Origin of the sequence: Segniliparus sp., assembly GCF_051660745.1 — a bacterium.
GTDB lineage: Bacteria > Actinomycetota > Actinomycetes > Mycobacteriales > Mycobacteriaceae > Segniliparus.
The window spans coordinates 75,636-90,941 of sequence record NZ_JBOFQF010000026.1; the positions used below are offsets into that span (position 1 = coordinate 75,636).

Sequence of the window (15,306 nt, forward strand, 5' to 3'; positions counted from 1 at the left end):
GCGTTTCCTCCTACCAGACGTAGGCGAGGACTTCCCCGCCCACTCCTTGCTTGGCCGCCTGCTTGTCCGTGAGCAAACCTGCGGAGGTGGAAATGATCGCGATGCCCAGGCCGCCGAGCACCCTCGGCAGCTGGGTCGACTTGGCGTACACGCGCAGGCCCGGCTTCGAGACCCGCTTGAGGCCCTCGATGCCGCGCTCGCGGCTTGGGGTGTACTTCAGGTCCACGATCAGGTTCTTGCCGGGGGATTTCTCCTCGACCCGGTACCCGGAGACGTAGCCTTCCTTCACGAGGATCTCGGCGATGTTCTCCTTGATCTTCGAGTGCGGCGCGACCACCTGGTCGTGGTACGCCGTCTGAGCGTTGCGCAACCGCGTCAAGAAGTCCGCGATCGGATCAGTCATAGTCATTTAGCTGACACGCCTTTCTCGCCACGGTTCCCCTCGAAGGAGGGGCCTGTGGCGACATTCGTCATGGTCACAAGTTTCTTGGTCCTGCTCATGTAGCTCGGGGCCTTCGCCCCCTTGTACAGCGTCCTGCGGTCGATCTGTCTCATCTCGGCCTCAGCTGTTCGCCTTGAAGGGCATGCCGAGCTGGCGGAGCAGCGCGCGACCTTCGTCGTTGGTGTTGGCGCTGGTCACAATCGTGATGTCCATGCCGCGCTGGCGGTCGATCGAGTCGATGTCGATCTCGTGGAACATCGACTGCTCGTTGAGGCCGAAGGTGTAGTTCCCCCGTCCGTCGAACTGCCGGTCCGAGAGGCCGCGGAAGTCGCGGATACGCGGGAGGGCGATGGAGATCAGCCGGTCGAGGAACTCCCACATCCGGTCGCCGCGCAGCGTGACGCGCGCGCCGATCGGCATGCCCTCGCGCAGCTTGAACTGGGCGATGGACTTGGTGGCCCGGCGGATCTCCGGCTTCTGGCCGGTGATGAGCGAGAGGTCGCGGACGGCGCCGTTGATGAGCTTGCCGTCGCGGGCCGCGTCGCCGACGCCCATGTTCACCACAACTTTGGTGATGCCGGGGATGCGCATGACGTTGCCGTAGGCGAACTCCTCCAGCAGCGCCGGGCGAATCTCTTCGCGGTAGCGCAGCTTCAGCCGAGGCTGGATCTTCTCAACTGCTTCGGTCATGGTCAGATGTCCTTCCCGGTCTTGCGCGAGACGCGGATCTTCTTGCCGTCCTCGTCAACGCGCAGGCCGACCTTGGTCGGCTTGCCGTCGGAGCCGACGACGAGCACGTTGGAGACGTGGATCGGAGCCTCTTGGGTCACGATGCCGCCCGAGGCCGCGCCGCGCTCGGTGCGCGAGGTCTGGGTGTGCTTCTTGACCCGGTTCACGCCCTCGACCAGAACACGCTGCTCGGCGGGGTAGGCCTGCAAGACCTTGCCCTTCGCGCCCGCGTCCTTGCCCGCGATCACCAGAACGGTGTCGCCTTTTTGCACTTTCAGTTTCGCAGCCATGGACTACAGCACCTCCGGGGCGAGCGAGACGATCTTCATGAAGCGCTTCTCGCGCAGCTCGCGGCCGACCGGGCCGAAGATGCGGGTTCCGCGCGGCTCGCCGTCGTTCTTCACGATGACGGCGGCGTTCTCGTCGAACTTGATGTAAGAGCCGTCGGCACGACGGCGCTCCTTGACGGTGCGGACGACGACGGCCTTGACCACGTCGCCGCTCTTGACGTTCCCACCGGGGATCGCGTCTTTGACGGTGGCGACGATGGTGTCGCCGATCCCGGCGTAGCGACGGCCGGAGCCGCCGAGCACCCGGATGCACAAGATCTCCTTGGCACCGGTGTTGTCGGCCACGCGCAGCCGGCTCTCTTGTTGAATCACGTACTTCTCTCCTGGACTGTTTTCCATCGAGTGCAGCCAACGCCCAACCCCCATCGAGACGATCGGTGTGGGGCGTATGGCTTTGTGTCATGAACACGCAGGGCCGTGGAACCGGCCGAGGTCTGTTCAAGACAGCTCGACAAGCCTAGCGGAACAACTGCCGAAGGGCAAATTCCCGGCGCAGCGGCCTCGCGCGGGCGATTCCCCCCGTCTTCCGGCCCGGCGGGTAGATTGGCGGCATGCCCCCCGCAGGCGCCGCCGCGCCAGAGCCGAACGGATTCGTCGCCCCAGGGTTCGAGCCGCTCGCCGAGCTTTTCGCCGCGTCCCTCGGGCGGGGCGGCGGGGCGCTGGCACTGCGGCGCGGCGACCAGGTCCTCGTCGATATCTGCGGCGGATGGGCCGATCGCGCCAGAACCCGCCCGTGGACCCCGGACACCGCCTGCCTCGGCTTCTCGGTCGCGAAGGGCCTGGCCTCCACCGTCCTGCACCGGCTCGCCGACCGGGGGCTCCTCGACTACGACGCCCCGGTCGCCGCCTACTGGCCGGAGTTCGCCCAGGCGGGCAAGGAGCGCGTCACCGTGCGCCAGCTGCTCTCGCATTGCGCGGGCTTGTGGGATGTGCGCCCGCTGGTGCGCGAGCCGGGCGACTGGCTCGACCACCTCCTCATGGAGGAACGGCTCGCGGCGGCCCCGATCACCTCGTCCGTCGGCGTGCCCGGCTACCACGCGATCGCCTTCGGCTGGCTCGCCGCCGGGCTGGCGCGCAAGCTCACGGGGCGCGGGATGCGCCAGCTCGTGCAGGAGGAGATCGCCGAGCCGCTCGGCCTCGACGGCCTGCACATCGGCCGCCCGCCCTCGGGCGTGCCGATCGCGGAGACCGTCGGCGCCATGCCGGAGCTCTGCGGGGCGCTGGTCGCATTCGAGCCGGTCTGGTCCAAGTCGCCGTACGTGCCGGGCTTCCTCGGCGCGCTCTACGCGCCCGGCGTCGAGCGCCATATCGCCAGCGGCCGGATCCTCGACACCGAGATGCCGTCGAGCAACGGCATGGTGACCGCGAGCGGGCTGTGCGCGATGTACGCGGCCCTCGCCAACGGCGGCGAGCTGGGGGGACGCAGGCTGCTCTCGCCGCAGACCGCGCGCGGGCTCCGCGACGTGCAGACCGACCGGCGCGACCGGGTCATCCTCGGCGCGAAGATGCGGTGGCGCCTTGGCTACCACCAGGCCTCCGGCGTCCCGAGCCGCTCCGACGGCGCCTTCGGCCACGACGGGATCGGCGGGTCGACCGGATGGGCCGACCAGGACACCGGCCTCTCCTACGCGCTCGTCTGGAACGACGTCGGCGACCGCGTCACGACCGCGCTGCGGACCGCGCGCGGCCTCAAGATCTCCGCCTTGGCCTGGGAGCTCGCGCAGAACCGCTAGGCAGAACCGCTGGACGAGGGCCGCGACCTGCGGCTGACGTAGTCCCACACCAGCCAGCCCGCCCACAGGACGGGGACCGCGACGAAGCACAGGCAGGCCCCTTGGAACAGCGCCGTGAGCACTCCGTTCGGCATCGTCAGCACGCCGACCCCCGGACTCCCCGTCCGAATCCCGAGCAGATACTCGGACAACGAGGGCCCGACCGGAACCCCCTCGCAGTCCTGGAAGCAGTCTTGATCCCCCGGCATGAACAAGCAGAACGCCAAAAAGACGAGCAACTGGACCCAGAGCATCCCGATCACGGCCCAGAGCAGCGCGCGCGGGGCGCGCAGCGCGAACCCGTTCGGGCGCGAGGACCGCACGACGAACGCGAACACCATCCAGCACAGCCAGATCGGCGGGAAAAAGCACACGCCCATGAGGAACGCCCCCAGCCGCCCCGCGAAGACGACGCCCACCACCGGCAGGGGCGCGAGGAAAATCGCCGTCGCCGTGGCCTTGCGCGCCCAGCGCAGCGCGACCGGCTCGCCCAAATCCCTCTCCGCCGCCATCCGCGCAGACTACCAGCGGCTACCCTCGTCCCATGAGTTTCGGCGCGCTTTGCCTTGTGGCTGTCATCGGATTGGCGGGCCCGCTCCTTGCCTCGATCCCAAAGGCCCGTGTTCCCGTGGTGATCGGCGAGCTGCTCGTCGGGGTGCTCGTGGGGCGCAGCGGCTTCGCCGTGCTCGACACCGACGACAGCACGTTCGCGTTCCTCGCGGACATCGGCTTCGGCCTCGTCATGTTCGTCGCGGGGACCCACGTCCCGGTCCGCAACGCCGAAATGCGCTCGGCGCTGCCGAAAGCGTTGCTGCGCTGCGTCCCCGTCGGGGTGGCCGCCGCGCTCCTCGGCGCAGGCCTCGCCGCCTGGTTCCACACCGGCCATGCCGCCGTCTACGCGGTGCTCATGGCCTCCTCCTCCGCGGCACTGGTGCTGCCGGTGGTGGACTCGCTGCGCCTGACCGGCCCGGCGGTCCTCGCCACGACGGCACAGGTCGCTATCGCCGACACGGCCTGCATCATCGCGCTCCCGCTGGTGATCGACCTGCGCCATGCCGGGCGCGCGGCGCTGGGGGCGCTCGCGGTGGCGGGCTGCGCGGTCGTGGTGTTCCTGCTCATGCGGGCCGCCGACCGCTCGGGCTGGTTGGACCGGATGCACGACTACTCCAAGGCGCGCAAGCTCGCCCTCGAACTGCGGATCAACCTCGCGATCCTGTTCTTCCTCGCCGCGCTCGCCGTCCGAGGCCATGTCTCGATCATGTTGGCCGGGTTCGCGCTCGGCCTGGTCATCGCCGCTATCGGCGAGCCACGGCGGCTGGCCCGCCAGCTCTTCGGCATCACCGAAGGCTTCTTCGGCCCGCTGTTCTTCGTCTGGCTTGGCGCCTCGTTGCACGTCCGCGAGCTGCTGCAGCATCCATCGCTGGTCCTGCTCGGCCTCGCCCTCGGCGGCGGCGCGCTGGCCGCGCACCTGACCGGACGGCTCTTCGGGCAGCCGATCCCGCTGGCCGTGCTCGCCGCAGCCCAGCTCGGCGTGCCGGTCGCCGCCGCGAAAGTGGGCGACCAGATGGGCCTCCTGGTCCCCGGAGAGGGCTCGGCGCTCATCTTCGGGGCGCTGATCACAGTCGCCGCGACGACAATCGCGGGCGGTTTCGCCGCGAAGCAGCAGCCCCCGGAGCCAGCCGCGGCAAACGGCTAGCCTCCGCCTCTCACCCCTGGGCCTTCTTACCCCTGGGCCTTCGCGTGCCCCGAGAGGTGCGCGATCACAAGCTCGGCGACCTCCTCGGGCCGCTCGTCGGGGATCCAGTGCGACACGCCTTCGAAGACCTCGAACCGGTACGGGCCGTCGACCTGCTCGCCGCAGAGCTCTGCCGCTTTCCTGGTGACCGCCACGTCCGCGTCGCTCCAGACGAAGAGCGTCGGAACATGGACCCGCCCTGGAATGCCACGCAGCGACGAGGGCAGTCGCAGCGCGCGGTACCAGTTGATCGCAGCCTTGGCGCGATCCGGGTCGCCGAGCACGGACTCGATGTCGGGCAGCGCGGATTCCGGCGCGCCGAGCAGCTTGACGAGCCTCGTCCGCGCCCACGAGAACTGCCACAACCGCTCCGGCAGCCAGGGCAGCTGGAACACGAGTATGTACCACGAATGCAGTAGCTGCGACCCTCGCAGCCCGGCGAGCAGGAACGCCTTCGGATGCGGCACCGACAGCGCGACAAGCGTGCGGACCCGGTCCGGGCGGGCCGCCGCCAGCCGCCATGCGATCCCCGCGCCCCAGTCGTGGCTGATCACGTCGAACCGCTCCGCGCCCGCCTGGTCGGCCAACGCGACCACGTCCTCCGCCAAGCGTTCCAGCTGGTAGGGCTTGACCCCCTCCGGGCGCGCGCCCGGAGAGTAGCCCCGCTGGTCCGGGGCGAGCACGCGGTAGCCCGCCGCGACCAGGAACGGAATCACGCCCGACCAGCTGCTGGAGGTCTGCGGAAAACCGTGCAGAGCGATCACCACGGGGCCGTCGAGCCTGCCCTCGTCCAGCACGTCGAACGTCAAGCCGTCGTTCGTGAAGGAGCTCAGTCGTCCCATAGCGCGATCCTAGGTCACATCGCATCCAGCAACAAGGCCTGCGTCACACATCCGTGAGGACTACGCCTGCACCGCGTGCAGGTAGCGCCCGGTTTGTTTCTGCTGGCCGTAGCCCTCGGCGAACTGGCCGTCGCGGAAGACGACCTCGCCGCCCACCGCCACGACGGGCACCGTCGCGTCGTTGCGCCGGACCATCCGCTTGAGGCCGCCGAAGAACTCGGCGGGCGCCTCGTGGTACTGCCCGAGCGAGTCGTCGAGGCGCTCGGGGTCGACCACCACGAAGTCCGCCCGGTCGCCGAGCCGCAGCCGTCCGGCTTCGAGGCCGAAGAACTCCGCGAGCTCCCAGGTGAGGCGGCGCACCGCCTGCCCCATGGGCAAGATCGGCTTGCCCGCGAGCTCCGCGTCGCGCATGCGCTTGAGGAACCGCAGGTGGAAGTTGTAGAAGGCCATGTTCCGCAGGTGCGCGCCCGCGTCGGAGAAGCCCATCTGCAGATTCGGGTCTTTCGCCATCGCGTCGAGCTCCCGCTCGCGGTGGTTGGCGACCGTGGTCTTCCACCGGACGTTCCGCTCGCCGTGCTCGACCAAGACGTCGAGGAACGCGTCGAGCGGGTGCACAGGGCTTCCTTCTTGCCTGGCCCGCTCCTCCGCGACCTGCGCGAAGCTTTTGCCCTCGAGCGCCCGGTCCGGGCACTCCACGATCACCGCGTCGCGGAAGTCCTTGTGCCACAAGCCCGGCACCCTGCGCTTGATCGCGAACTCGCGGCGGAACTTGCGCCGGTAGCCCTGGTCCGCCAGGAGCTTGTTGCGCTCCAACTGGTCGCGCAGGTGCAGAGCTGCAGTGCCCGCGCCGAACTCCTCGAACACCGGCAGGTCGATCCCGTCCGAGTACAGCTCGAACGGGACCGGGACGTGCTGGAACCGGACCTTCGAGCCGAAGAACCAGTTGCTGACAGCCGCGCCGTACCGCATGAGCAGGTGCGCGTAGCGGAAGGACTTCGCGTCGGCGGCCACCAAGAGGCTCACCGGCACCGAGGGCTTGCGCCAGAACCACGAGCTCGACGCGAGGAAGAACAGCCACGCCGTGCTGGGGTTCTTGCTATTGGGCGCGCTTTGCAGCATCCGGCCCCGGCGGCGCAGGACCGAGATGAGCCGCAGCCGCTCATGCCACCACGCGTAGGTGGAGGGCAGGGCGCGGGAGCGGTAGCGGTCCCCGTCGAGCTTGTCGAGCGCGGTGTCCATGCCCGAGAGGCCGAGCAGGCCGGCGTCGATGGCCTCCTCCAAGAGCGCGGACATCTTGTCGAGCTCCTTGCGCTTGGGCAGCACGCGCTTGTCGGTGGCCCTGCCGAGGCCCATGACCGCCGCCCGCAGCTCCGAGTGCCCGACGAAAGAGCTGACGTTGGGCCCGAGCGGCAGCGAGTCGATCGCCTTCACGTACCCCTCCGCGTCCGACCAGGTCCGGAAGTCGTCCAGCGCTTTGATCACGTACTCGCGGGGCACCGCCTCGACCCGGCTGAACAAGTCCGCCGCGTCCTCGTTGGACGCGAACACCGTCGACATCGAGCAGCAACCCAAGATCGCCGTGGTGATCCCGTGGCGCACCGACTCGCCGAGGCCCGGGTTGAGCAGCACTTCCGCGTCGTAATGGGTGTGCATGTCGACGAAGCCGGGGAGCAGCCATTTGCCCTCGGCCTCGATCACTTCGGGACAGCCGGACTCGTCGAGCGGAACCGAGGAGACCGCCGCGACGCGGCCGTCCTTGACGCCCACATGCGCGTGGACGGGGTCCGAGCCGGTGCCGTCGAACCACAAGCCGTTTTTCACGATGACGTCGAACATGGGGCTGCCTTTCTCGGATTCTGCAGTCCATCTTAGACCTGACATATGCCGCAGGTCACAATGGATTTTCACAAGATGCGCCACATTGGATATGACCTGAGGAACATATCACACGAGGCCGAGCGCCTTGAGGTCGTCCGCGTACTTCACGATCAGACCACGGGCCAGATGCGGGATATCGTGGTCGGCTCCGACCTCGGCCGCTTTGACCGCGCCCTGGAACTCCCCGGTCGGGTAGACGCTGCCGTCGACGGCGGGGTGCGGGAACGCGTAGGCGTGCAACAGCGGCAACAGGGAATGCTGGCGTTGGCGCTCCGGCAGTCCGCGCACGGCGGTCTCGAACCGGGCGAACCATTCCTTGTGGTCGTCGATCCGCGAGATCGGGTGCCCCGCGTCGACGAGCCAGTCCACGAACTCGTCCAAGCCGACGCCGTCGTGGTGCGGGTTGAACACGTCGTAGCTGTGGAACCCGGAGCCGGGCCGGGCTCCGAGCGCCGTGATGGCCTCGGCGGTGAAGTCCACCGGGATGCCGTCGTAGTGGGCCCGGAGCCGCTCGCCCCCGGCCCCCAGCCGGTAGAAGGATTTCGGCGCGATCCCCGTCGCCAAGACGCTCAGGACCAGGCGGGTGAACTGGTCGGGGACGTTGAGCTGCCCGACGTACTCGCTGTGCGCGAGGATCATGTCCGAGCGGAACACCGCCACCGGCAGGCCGACGAGGTCGTGCGCCTCGCGCAGCAGCACCTCGCCCGCCCATTTGCTGTTCCCGTAGCCGTTCGCGTAGCCCTCGTCCACGGAGCGCTCGGGGATCACGGCCCGGATGTCGCCGTCCTCGTCGAACTCGGCGGGCGCCGTGCCCGCCGCGACCGCCACCGTCGAGAGGTAGGTGACCGGCTTGAGCTTCGCGGTGATCGCGAGGCGGACGATCTCCGCCGTGCCGACCACGTTCGGCCCGAATAGCTGGTTGTACGGCAGGACGTGGTTCACCAGGGCCGCCGGGTGCACGATGGCGTCCACGTCTGCGGCGAGGCGGTCCCACGTCGCGTCGTCCAGGCCGAATCTCGGCTCGCCGACGTCGCCGGGGACCACTTCCAGCCGTCCGTCGGCCAGCTCGGCGAACCGCGCGGCGAGCACCGGGTCGGTGCCGAGCGCCTCGTCGATCCGGGCGCGCGCGGCGGCGGCGTCCTTCCCCCGGACCAGGCAGACCAGCTTGCCGCCGTCGACCGCTGCGAGCCGTTCGAGCTGCTCCAGCGCGAGGAAGCGTCCGAGCCAGCCGTTCGCGCCGGTGAGCAGGACGGTGCGGGCCTCGCCCGCCGCCGGGAGGTCCCTGGCGGCGGCCAGCAGGCCTGCTTCGAGGAACTTGTCCAGCGTCAGATCGCTCGCGCGGATCGTCGCCGCGCCAGCGCCGTGCACGGAGGCGGCCGTCGGCCCCGTCCCGCCCGCGCGCTCGGCCTCGATGTGCTTCGCGATCCCGCCGAGCGAGGCGGTCGGACCGATGATGATCCGCACCGGCACTTCGACCTCGAAGATCTCCTGCAGGAGGTTCGCGAAGCTCAGCGCCGAGAGCGAGTCGCCGCCGAGGTCCGTGAAGTTCGCCTCCGGGCCGATCTCGCCCCCCTCCGTCCCGCCGATCCCGCTCAGCGCGGCGGCGGCCCGCGCGACTGTCTCGACGACCGGGCGCCCGCCCGCCCCCGCCCGCAGCTCGCGCAGCTCGCTCTCCTGCCCGTGGGCGATCTCCTCGTACCTGGCCTCCAGCGCCGCGCCGTACTTCGCCTTGAGCTTTGGCCGCAACAGCTTGCCGACCTCGGAGAGCAGGCCGTTCTTCGTGGTGAACGGCTCGGTCTCGACCAAGAAGTCGCGCGGCGCCTCGTAGGACTGCAGGCCCGCCTCTTTGGCGATCTTCTGCAGCGAGGCCGCGATGAGCGCCTTCGCCTCCGGGCTCCGCGCCTCGGCTTCGAGCGCTTCGGCGTTCGGCACGACGACCGCGAGGAGGTAGGAGCGCTCGCTGTTGCCGTAGACGAAGATCTGCTTCACGTAGGGGCTCGTGCCGAACGCGGCCTCGAGCTTCGCGACGGCGACGAACTCGCCCTGCGAGAGCTTGAGGACGTTCTTGCTCCGGTCGACGTAGACGAGGCGGTCCGGCGCGATTTCGGCCATCACGTCGCCGGTCTTGTAGTAGCCGTCCGCGTCGAACACCTCAGCCGTGGCCTCGGGGCGCTTGTAATAGCCGGACACGAGGCTCTCCGAGCGGATGTGCAGCTCCCCGCGCGGATAGGGCTTGTCGGTGGTGAAATAGCCCAGCTCGGGCACGTCGACCAGCTTGTAGTCGATGACCGGCGGGCGCTGGACGACCCCGTCGTGCATGACTCCGAGCGCCTCGGTCGAGCCGTAGCCGTCGAACATCGGGAAGCCGAGCAGGTCCTCCATGAAGGCGCGCATCTCCGGCGACAGCGGCGCGGAGCCGCAGACCGCGGCGAGCAGGCGGTCGCCGAGCACCTTTTCCCGCAGCTCCGCGACACCGCCGTGACCGCGCTGGCTCTCTTGACCGCGCTGGCTTTCTTGACCGCGCTGGCTTTCTTGAAAAAGCATCTCGCAGACGCGCGGGACGAGGGCCAAGAACGTCGGGCGGGCCAGAGCCATGTCCTCGAAGAGAGTCGAGAGGTCGCTGTTCGCGGTGAAGTACGCGATCCCCCCGGCGGCGAGCGTTCTGTTGAGGATCGACCGCCCGTACGAGTGGCTCAGCGGCATGTAGTGCAGCGAGATGCTCGGCATCCCCGGGACGACCGAGGCCCTCCCCCAGGACTGGGCCACGAGGCGCTGCGAGTACATCGCGCCCTTCGGCGTGCCGGTCGAGCCGGAGGTGTAGATCAACAGGGCCAACGCCTCCTCGCCCTCGGCGGGCTCGAAGAGCGGGGCCTCCGGCGAGGACTCGCCACGGGCGACCAGTTCGGCGAGCGTCTCGACGGCCACGGCGCTGCCCGCCTGTGCCAACTTCTCCCGCGCTGCGGCAATGGCCGCGCGGTGCTCGTCCGACTCCTCGCGCACGTCGAACACGACAAGGCGCTCGACGCTCGCAGCGCCGAGCGCGCAGGCTGTCGCCCCGTTCAGGCTGTCCGCGCTCGACGCGAGCACCTTGGGCGCGGTCTCCGCCAGGATCTCGGCGAGCTGCGTGATCGAGGCTCCCGCCTGCAGCGGCACGGACACCAGGCCCGACCGGACCGTGGCCAGGTCGACAGCGGCGTAGTCCGGGCTGGTGAAGCCGATAGTGGCGACGAAGTCCCCAGGGACGAGCCCGTCCGCCTGCCACGCCGCCGCGATCGCCCCGACCCGCGCCCACAGCTCCCCGTAGCTGGTCGTCTGGTAGCCCGCGCCGACCCGGTGGGCGAGCGCCGGACGCTCCGCGTACCCCTTCATCAGGACGTCCAGGTACCGCACGAGCGAGAGCCCCGGCTCCGACACCGCCGCCACGACCTCTGGCGCGGGCGCGGCCGCCGCGAACTGGGGATCGGTCGCGCGCAGCTCTTCGATCCGCTGGAAGAGGCGCTGCGCCCGCTCTCCGTTGTCGCCCATAGCCGTCCTTCCGTCCGATGCAGCCCGCGAACACAAGATTCGCTATTGCTAACTATAGACAGCCGTGAGCGCGGCGCGCCCTACTCCTGCTCGGCAGCCAAGGGGGCGGAGCCGCACGCGGCCTTGCCGACCCGGCCCGTGTAGTACGCGACCTTGTGCTCCACCACCGAGAGGTCTTCCATGAGCCGCTCCTGCTCGGAGAAGATCCGCGCGCGCTGGGCGAGCAGCAGCTCCAGCCGCTCCGAATGGGTCTCCTCCCCGCCTTGGAGCAGCTCGATGAACCGGCGCATGTCCCTGACCGGCATCCCGGTGCGCCGCAGGCACAGCATCAGAGAGATGCGCTCCACATCGGACTCGGAGAACCGGCGTTGCCCGCCCGCGTTTCGGCGGATCGCCGGGAAGAGCCCCTCGCGCTCGAACCAGCGCAACGAGTCGATCGACAGACCAGTCTCGGCCGAGACTTCGCCGATGGTGAGCTCCCTGATGCGCACTGCGGTCATGCCTACACCGTAGAACCTGGAGGGCGCTCTAGGTCAAGTGGGGCACGCGTCACACTTGCGCTGGAGGGCGCTCCAGGCTCTAGGCTGAACCCGACGAACACGAACAGGAGGCACGGATGCAGATCGAGGGCAGGGTCGCGCTGGTCACCGGGGCGAACCGGGGGATCGGCAAAGCTTTCGCGCGAGAGCTCCGCCGCCTCGGCGCGACGAAGGTCTACGCCGCCGCGCGGGACGTCGCTTCGATCGTCGACGACGACGTGGTCCCGATCCGGCTCGACGTGACCGATCCGGCGAGCGTCGCGGAGGCCGCCGAACTCGCCGGGGACGTTTCGATCCTCGTCAACAACGCGGGCCTGTTGCTCCCCACCCCGCCGCTCGCAGCCTCGCTCGACGACGCCCGCGAGCAGTTCGAAGTGAACTGCCTCGGCACGTGGGCGGCCACCCAGGCGTTCGCGCCCGTGATCGCCCGAAACGGCGGCGGGGCGGTCGTGAACATGCTCTCCGTCGCGTCCTGGGCCAGCGGCCGGACCGACTTCGCGGGATACGCGGCGAGCAAAGCGGCGCAATGGGCCGTCACGAACGCGCTGCGCCGGGCCTTGCGCCCGCAGGGGGTCCAGATGGTCGGCGTGCACGTCGGATTCGTCGACACGGACATGACCGCAGGCGTCGACGGCGCGAAGAACTCCCCGGAAGACGTCGCCCGGACCGCCCTGCGAGGCCTCGCCGACGACTTGGACGAAGTGCTCGTCGACCAGCGCACCCGCGAGGTCAAAGCCTCGTTGTCCACCGGCGACCCGGCATACCTCGCACCCCTCCCCTGACAGTCCGGCCTGTTACGTCCGCGTTGCGACGTGGAACACACGTCGATGATCTTCCCGAAACACATGGGTTGTAGATTGCGTGGATGGCAGACCAACAGGGCAAACGGTCCACGCTCTTCCTCCAGCTCGCGGCGGCTATCGTCCTCGGCGCCGTCGTCGGCTGGCTGTGGCCGAAGGTCGGCGCCGATCTCAAACCGCTCGCGGACGGGTTCATCAAGCTCATCAAGATGCTCATCGCGCCCATCGTGTTCTGCACGGTGGTGCTCGGCATCGCGCATGCCGGGGACCTCAAATCGGTCGGGCGGATCGGGATCAAGGCCTTGGTCTACTTCGAGGCGATCACCACGTTCGCCTTGGTGTTCGGCCTCCTCGTCGGCAACCTCGTCCGGCCTGGCTCTGGCTTCCACGTCGACCCGAAGACGCTGGCCACCGGCGCCGAGGCGATCGCGAAGAAGACCGGGAACGGCGAGCTGCCGCACACGGTCGAGTTCCTGCTCGGCGTCATCCCGACTTCGGTGGTCGGGGCGTTCGCGGAGAACGCGCTGCTCCAGGTGCTGTTCTTCTCTGTGCTGTTCGGCTTGGCGCTCGCGAAGTTCGGCGAGACCGGCCCCCCGGTCGTCTTGGAGCTGGTCGACCACCTGAGCAAGCTCTTTTTCACGATCATCGGCTGGGTGATGCGGCTCGCCCCGCTCGGCGCGTTCGGCGCGATGGTCTTCATCATCGGCCAGTACGGGATCGCGACGCTCGGCGGCTACGCCAAGCTCATCGCCTGCTGCTATCTCGCGGCGGTGCTGTTCATCCTGGTCCTCGCGGTCGTCGCGCGGCTCGGCGCGGGCCTGAACCTGTGGAAGTTCGTCGTCTACATCAAAGACGAGCTCTTCCTCGCGCTCGGCACCGCGTCCACCGAGGTCGCGCTGCCGCGCATCATGGCGAAGCTGCAGGCGGCGGGCTGCTCGCGCGCCACGACCGGCCTCGTGGTCCCCACCGGGTACTCGTTCAACTTGGACGGCGCCACGCTGTACCTGTCGATCTGCGTGCTGTTCCTCGCCCAGGCCCTCGGCGTGAACCTCACCCTCGGCGAGCAGGTCGCCGCGATGCTCGTCCTCATGCTCACCTCGAAGGGGATGGCGGGCGTGCCCGGCTCGTCCTTCCTCGCCCTCTCCGCGACGATCGCGGCCATCGGCCACGGCTCGATCCCCGTCGCGGCGGTCGCGCTGCTGCTCGGCGCCGACCGGATCATGGACTCCATGCGGGTCTCGGTCAACCTGCTCGGCAACTGCGTCGCCACCTTTGTCGTGGCCAATTGGGAGGGCCAGCTCGACAAGGAGCAGATGCGCGAGACGCTCGAAAGCGGGCGCGAGCCCGTGCCCGCCTGAGCGGGCAGCGCCCTCAGCGTCCCCGCACCGCGAGGTCCGGGCGCCCGACGACCACTGTCGCCATGTTGTAGCCGCTCATCCGGAGCGAGCCGTCCGCCGCCGTGCGCGGATACTCCGCATGCCCGTGCGCCTGCTCGTGCCGCAGGCCGTCGCCGGGCCCGACCCCTTCGTGCGTGGAGAGCCGGACGGTCCACGGGAACATGCTCGGGAAGCCGCCGTACGCGATTTTCGGCCCCCACTCCGGGATGCGCCGGATGGGGTCGTTGTCGGATTCGAGCACGAACACGCGGCCCGGCTCCAGGCCGAGCTGGTCGGCGTTGCCGGTCTCGGTCATGTCGATGCCGGGCGAGCCGTAGAACACGGCGCTGCGGACTGTCCCTTTCGGCAGCTGCTGCAGCGCGAGCGAGACGACGAGCGAGCCGTACGAGTGGCCGAGCACGGTGATGTCGGGATGGCGCGCCGCGGATCCCTGGGCCGGGCGCCACACCGCCGCGACGCCTTGGCAGAACCGCGCGAAGCTCTCCGACCCGGCCCGCGCCCGCGTGTCCTGGCTGAGCTCGAACACGCCTTTGAGCTCGTCGCCCCAGCCGGGGCCGGGGTTGACCCCGTCCCAGTTGAACTGCGGCGGGTCGTAGCCGATCCAGGCGATGGCGGCGACCGAGGAGGACGCGCCCTGCTGGCGCAGGATGGTTTCGCCCTCGCTCTTGAGCTTCGCGGCCTCGTCGACCATGCCCGCCAGCGTCTGCCCCGGCGAGGAGTTGATCCCCGGCGTGGTGATCGCGATGTGGTCCGCGGAGTCCGGGTCGCCGACCGCGACGGCGGCCTTGCCGCGCTCCCCCGCGCTCATGTCGAGGAGCAGCAGCTTGGCTTCGGGATGCGCGGCGAGCGAGCGCTCCACCGCCGCGAGGCCTTCGAGCTTGCGCTCGACGTAGAAGATCTCGGAGTCTTTGTCGTTGAACGCGCCGTGGAACTTGTCGGCGGACAGATCGCGCCGCAGCCGGTCGCGCTCGGCCTCCAGCTCGGCTCGGCGCTTCGGGATGAGCGAGCGGTTCGCCTGGTCCCTCGCGCTCGCCGTGACCCCGTCCCGGTTGGCGATCAGCTCCGGGTAGCGCCTCGCGAAGTCCAACTGCCCGTCCGGCTCCGCCGCCGCCTCGTTGACCTCTCCCGAGAGCAAGGCCCCGGCGAACGAGTCGCCCTCGGAGCGAGCGGGCTCCATCGCCCACTGGCCGCTCCAGAGCAGGGCCAAAACAAGAGCTGCAGAGACACTCCTCCTGCGGTCGAGCAACGCGCGGGGATTGATCACTTGGGCCATCCTACCGGCTCGGCCGCAAAGCCG

15 protein-coding genes are annotated in these 15,306 nt (G+C 69.4%); 4 read left to right on the forward strand and 11 right to left on the reverse strand.

Translation table 11 applies throughout. The features are described from left to right. Positions 1-10 precede the first annotated feature (10 nt). Genes rpsH through rplN form a run of 5 tightly spaced genes read right to left on the reverse strand, consistent with a single transcriptional unit; the run spans position 11 to position 1,833 of the window. On the reverse strand, positions 11-409 hold the full coding sequence (gene rpsH / locus ACRC20_RS06980) for a 30S ribosomal protein S8 (protein ID WP_438685631.1): 399 nt from the start codon (positions 407-409) through the stop codon (positions 11-13). Further along, a complete protein-coding gene (locus ACRC20_RS06985; protein ID WP_438685632.1) occupies positions 406-555 on the reverse strand; it encodes a hypothetical protein in 150 nt (49 codons plus the stop codon). The genes rpsH and ACRC20_RS06985 overlap by 4 nt, the downstream gene beginning before the upstream one ends. A gap of 7 nt (positions 556-562) precedes the next feature. After that, a complete protein-coding gene (gene rplE, locus ACRC20_RS06990; RefSeq protein ID WP_438685633.1) occupies positions 563-1,132 on the reverse strand; it encodes a 50S ribosomal protein L5 in 570 nt (189 codons plus the stop codon). Positions 1,133-1,134: 2 nt separating this feature from the next. Beyond that, positions 1,135-1,449 (reverse strand): 50S ribosomal protein L24, encoded by a 315-nt coding sequence (rplX, locus tag ACRC20_RS06995; RefSeq protein WP_438685682.1) that lies wholly within the window; start codon positions 1,447-1,449, stop codon positions 1,135-1,137. 15 nt (positions 1,450-1,464) lie between these two features. Next, on the reverse strand, positions 1,465-1,833 hold the full coding sequence (gene rplN / locus ACRC20_RS07000; RefSeq protein ID WP_438685634.1) for a 50S ribosomal protein L14: 369 nt from the start codon (positions 1,831-1,833) through the stop codon (positions 1,465-1,467). Positions 1,834-2,072: 239 nt separating this feature from the next. Here rplN and ACRC20_RS07005 point away from each other — a divergent pair, with 239 nt between their 5' ends. Beyond that, positions 2,073-3,254: a serine hydrolase domain-containing protein gene (locus tag ACRC20_RS07005; RefSeq protein ID WP_438685635.1), complete on the forward strand. Its 1,182-nt coding sequence runs from the start codon at positions 2,073-2,075 to the stop codon at positions 3,252-3,254. Here the strand turns inward: ACRC20_RS07005 and ACRC20_RS07010 are convergent. Beyond that, complete coding sequence (locus ACRC20_RS07010) at positions 3,251-3,805, reverse strand: hypothetical protein (protein WP_438685636.1); 555 nt, start codon at positions 3,803-3,805, stop codon at positions 3,251-3,253. The two genes, ACRC20_RS07005 and ACRC20_RS07010, sit on opposite strands and share 4 nt — an antisense overlap. A 32-nt stretch (positions 3,806-3,837) precedes the next feature. Here ACRC20_RS07010 and ACRC20_RS07015 point away from each other — a divergent pair, with 32 nt between their 5' ends. Further along, positions 3,838-4,989, forward strand: coding sequence for a cation:proton antiporter (locus ACRC20_RS07015; RefSeq protein WP_438685637.1), 1,152 nt, complete (start codon positions 3,838-3,840; stop codon positions 4,987-4,989). A 26-nt stretch (positions 4,990-5,015) separates the two neighbouring features. Here ACRC20_RS07015 and ACRC20_RS07020 read toward each other — a convergent pair whose 3' ends face one another. The 4 genes from ACRC20_RS07020 to ACRC20_RS07035 all read right to left on the reverse strand — a co-directional run bounded on the left by ACRC20_RS07020 (position 5,016) and on the right by ACRC20_RS07035 (position 11,773). Further along, positions 5,016-5,870 (reverse strand): alpha/beta fold hydrolase, encoded by an 855-nt coding sequence (locus tag ACRC20_RS07020; RefSeq protein WP_438685638.1) that lies wholly within the window; start codon positions 5,868-5,870, stop codon positions 5,016-5,018. A gap of 60 nt (positions 5,871-5,930) precedes the next feature. After that, positions 5,931-7,706, reverse strand: coding sequence for an N-acyl-D-amino-acid deacylase family protein (locus ACRC20_RS07025; RefSeq protein ID WP_438685639.1), 1,776 nt, complete (start codon positions 7,704-7,706; stop codon positions 5,931-5,933). Positions 7,707-7,814: 108 nt separating this feature from the next. Continuing rightward, positions 7,815-11,273 (reverse strand): carboxylic acid reductase, encoded by a 3,459-nt coding sequence (car, locus tag ACRC20_RS07030; protein WP_438685640.1) that lies wholly within the window; start codon positions 11,271-11,273, stop codon positions 7,815-7,817. An 80-nt stretch (positions 11,274-11,353) separates the two neighbouring features. Continuing rightward, positions 11,354-11,773 carry a MerR family transcriptional regulator gene (locus ACRC20_RS07035; RefSeq protein ID WP_438685641.1) on the reverse strand — a complete coding sequence of 140 codons (420 nt, stop codon included), beginning with the start codon at positions 11,771-11,773 and terminating at the stop codon, positions 11,354-11,356. Between the two features lie 116 nt (positions 11,774-11,889). Here ACRC20_RS07035 and ACRC20_RS07040 point away from each other — a divergent pair, with 116 nt between their 5' ends. Further along, positions 11,890-12,594: an SDR family oxidoreductase gene (locus tag ACRC20_RS07040; RefSeq protein WP_438685642.1), complete on the forward strand. Its 705-nt coding sequence runs from the start codon at positions 11,890-11,892 to the stop codon at positions 12,592-12,594. An 83-nt stretch (positions 12,595-12,677) separates the two neighbouring features. Then, entirely contained in the window at positions 12,678-13,970 is a 1,293-nt protein-coding gene (gene dctA, locus ACRC20_RS07045) for a C4-dicarboxylate transporter DctA (protein ID WP_438685643.1), read from the forward strand. 13 nt (positions 13,971-13,983) lie between these two features. Here dctA and ACRC20_RS07050 read toward each other — a convergent pair whose 3' ends face one another. Beyond that, the gene (locus ACRC20_RS07050; protein WP_438685644.1) at positions 13,984-15,282 is read right to left on the reverse strand and encodes an alpha/beta hydrolase; all 1,299 of its coding nucleotides are present in this window, start codon (positions 15,280-15,282) and stop codon (positions 13,984-13,986) included. Positions 15,283-15,306 lie beyond the last annotated feature (24 nt).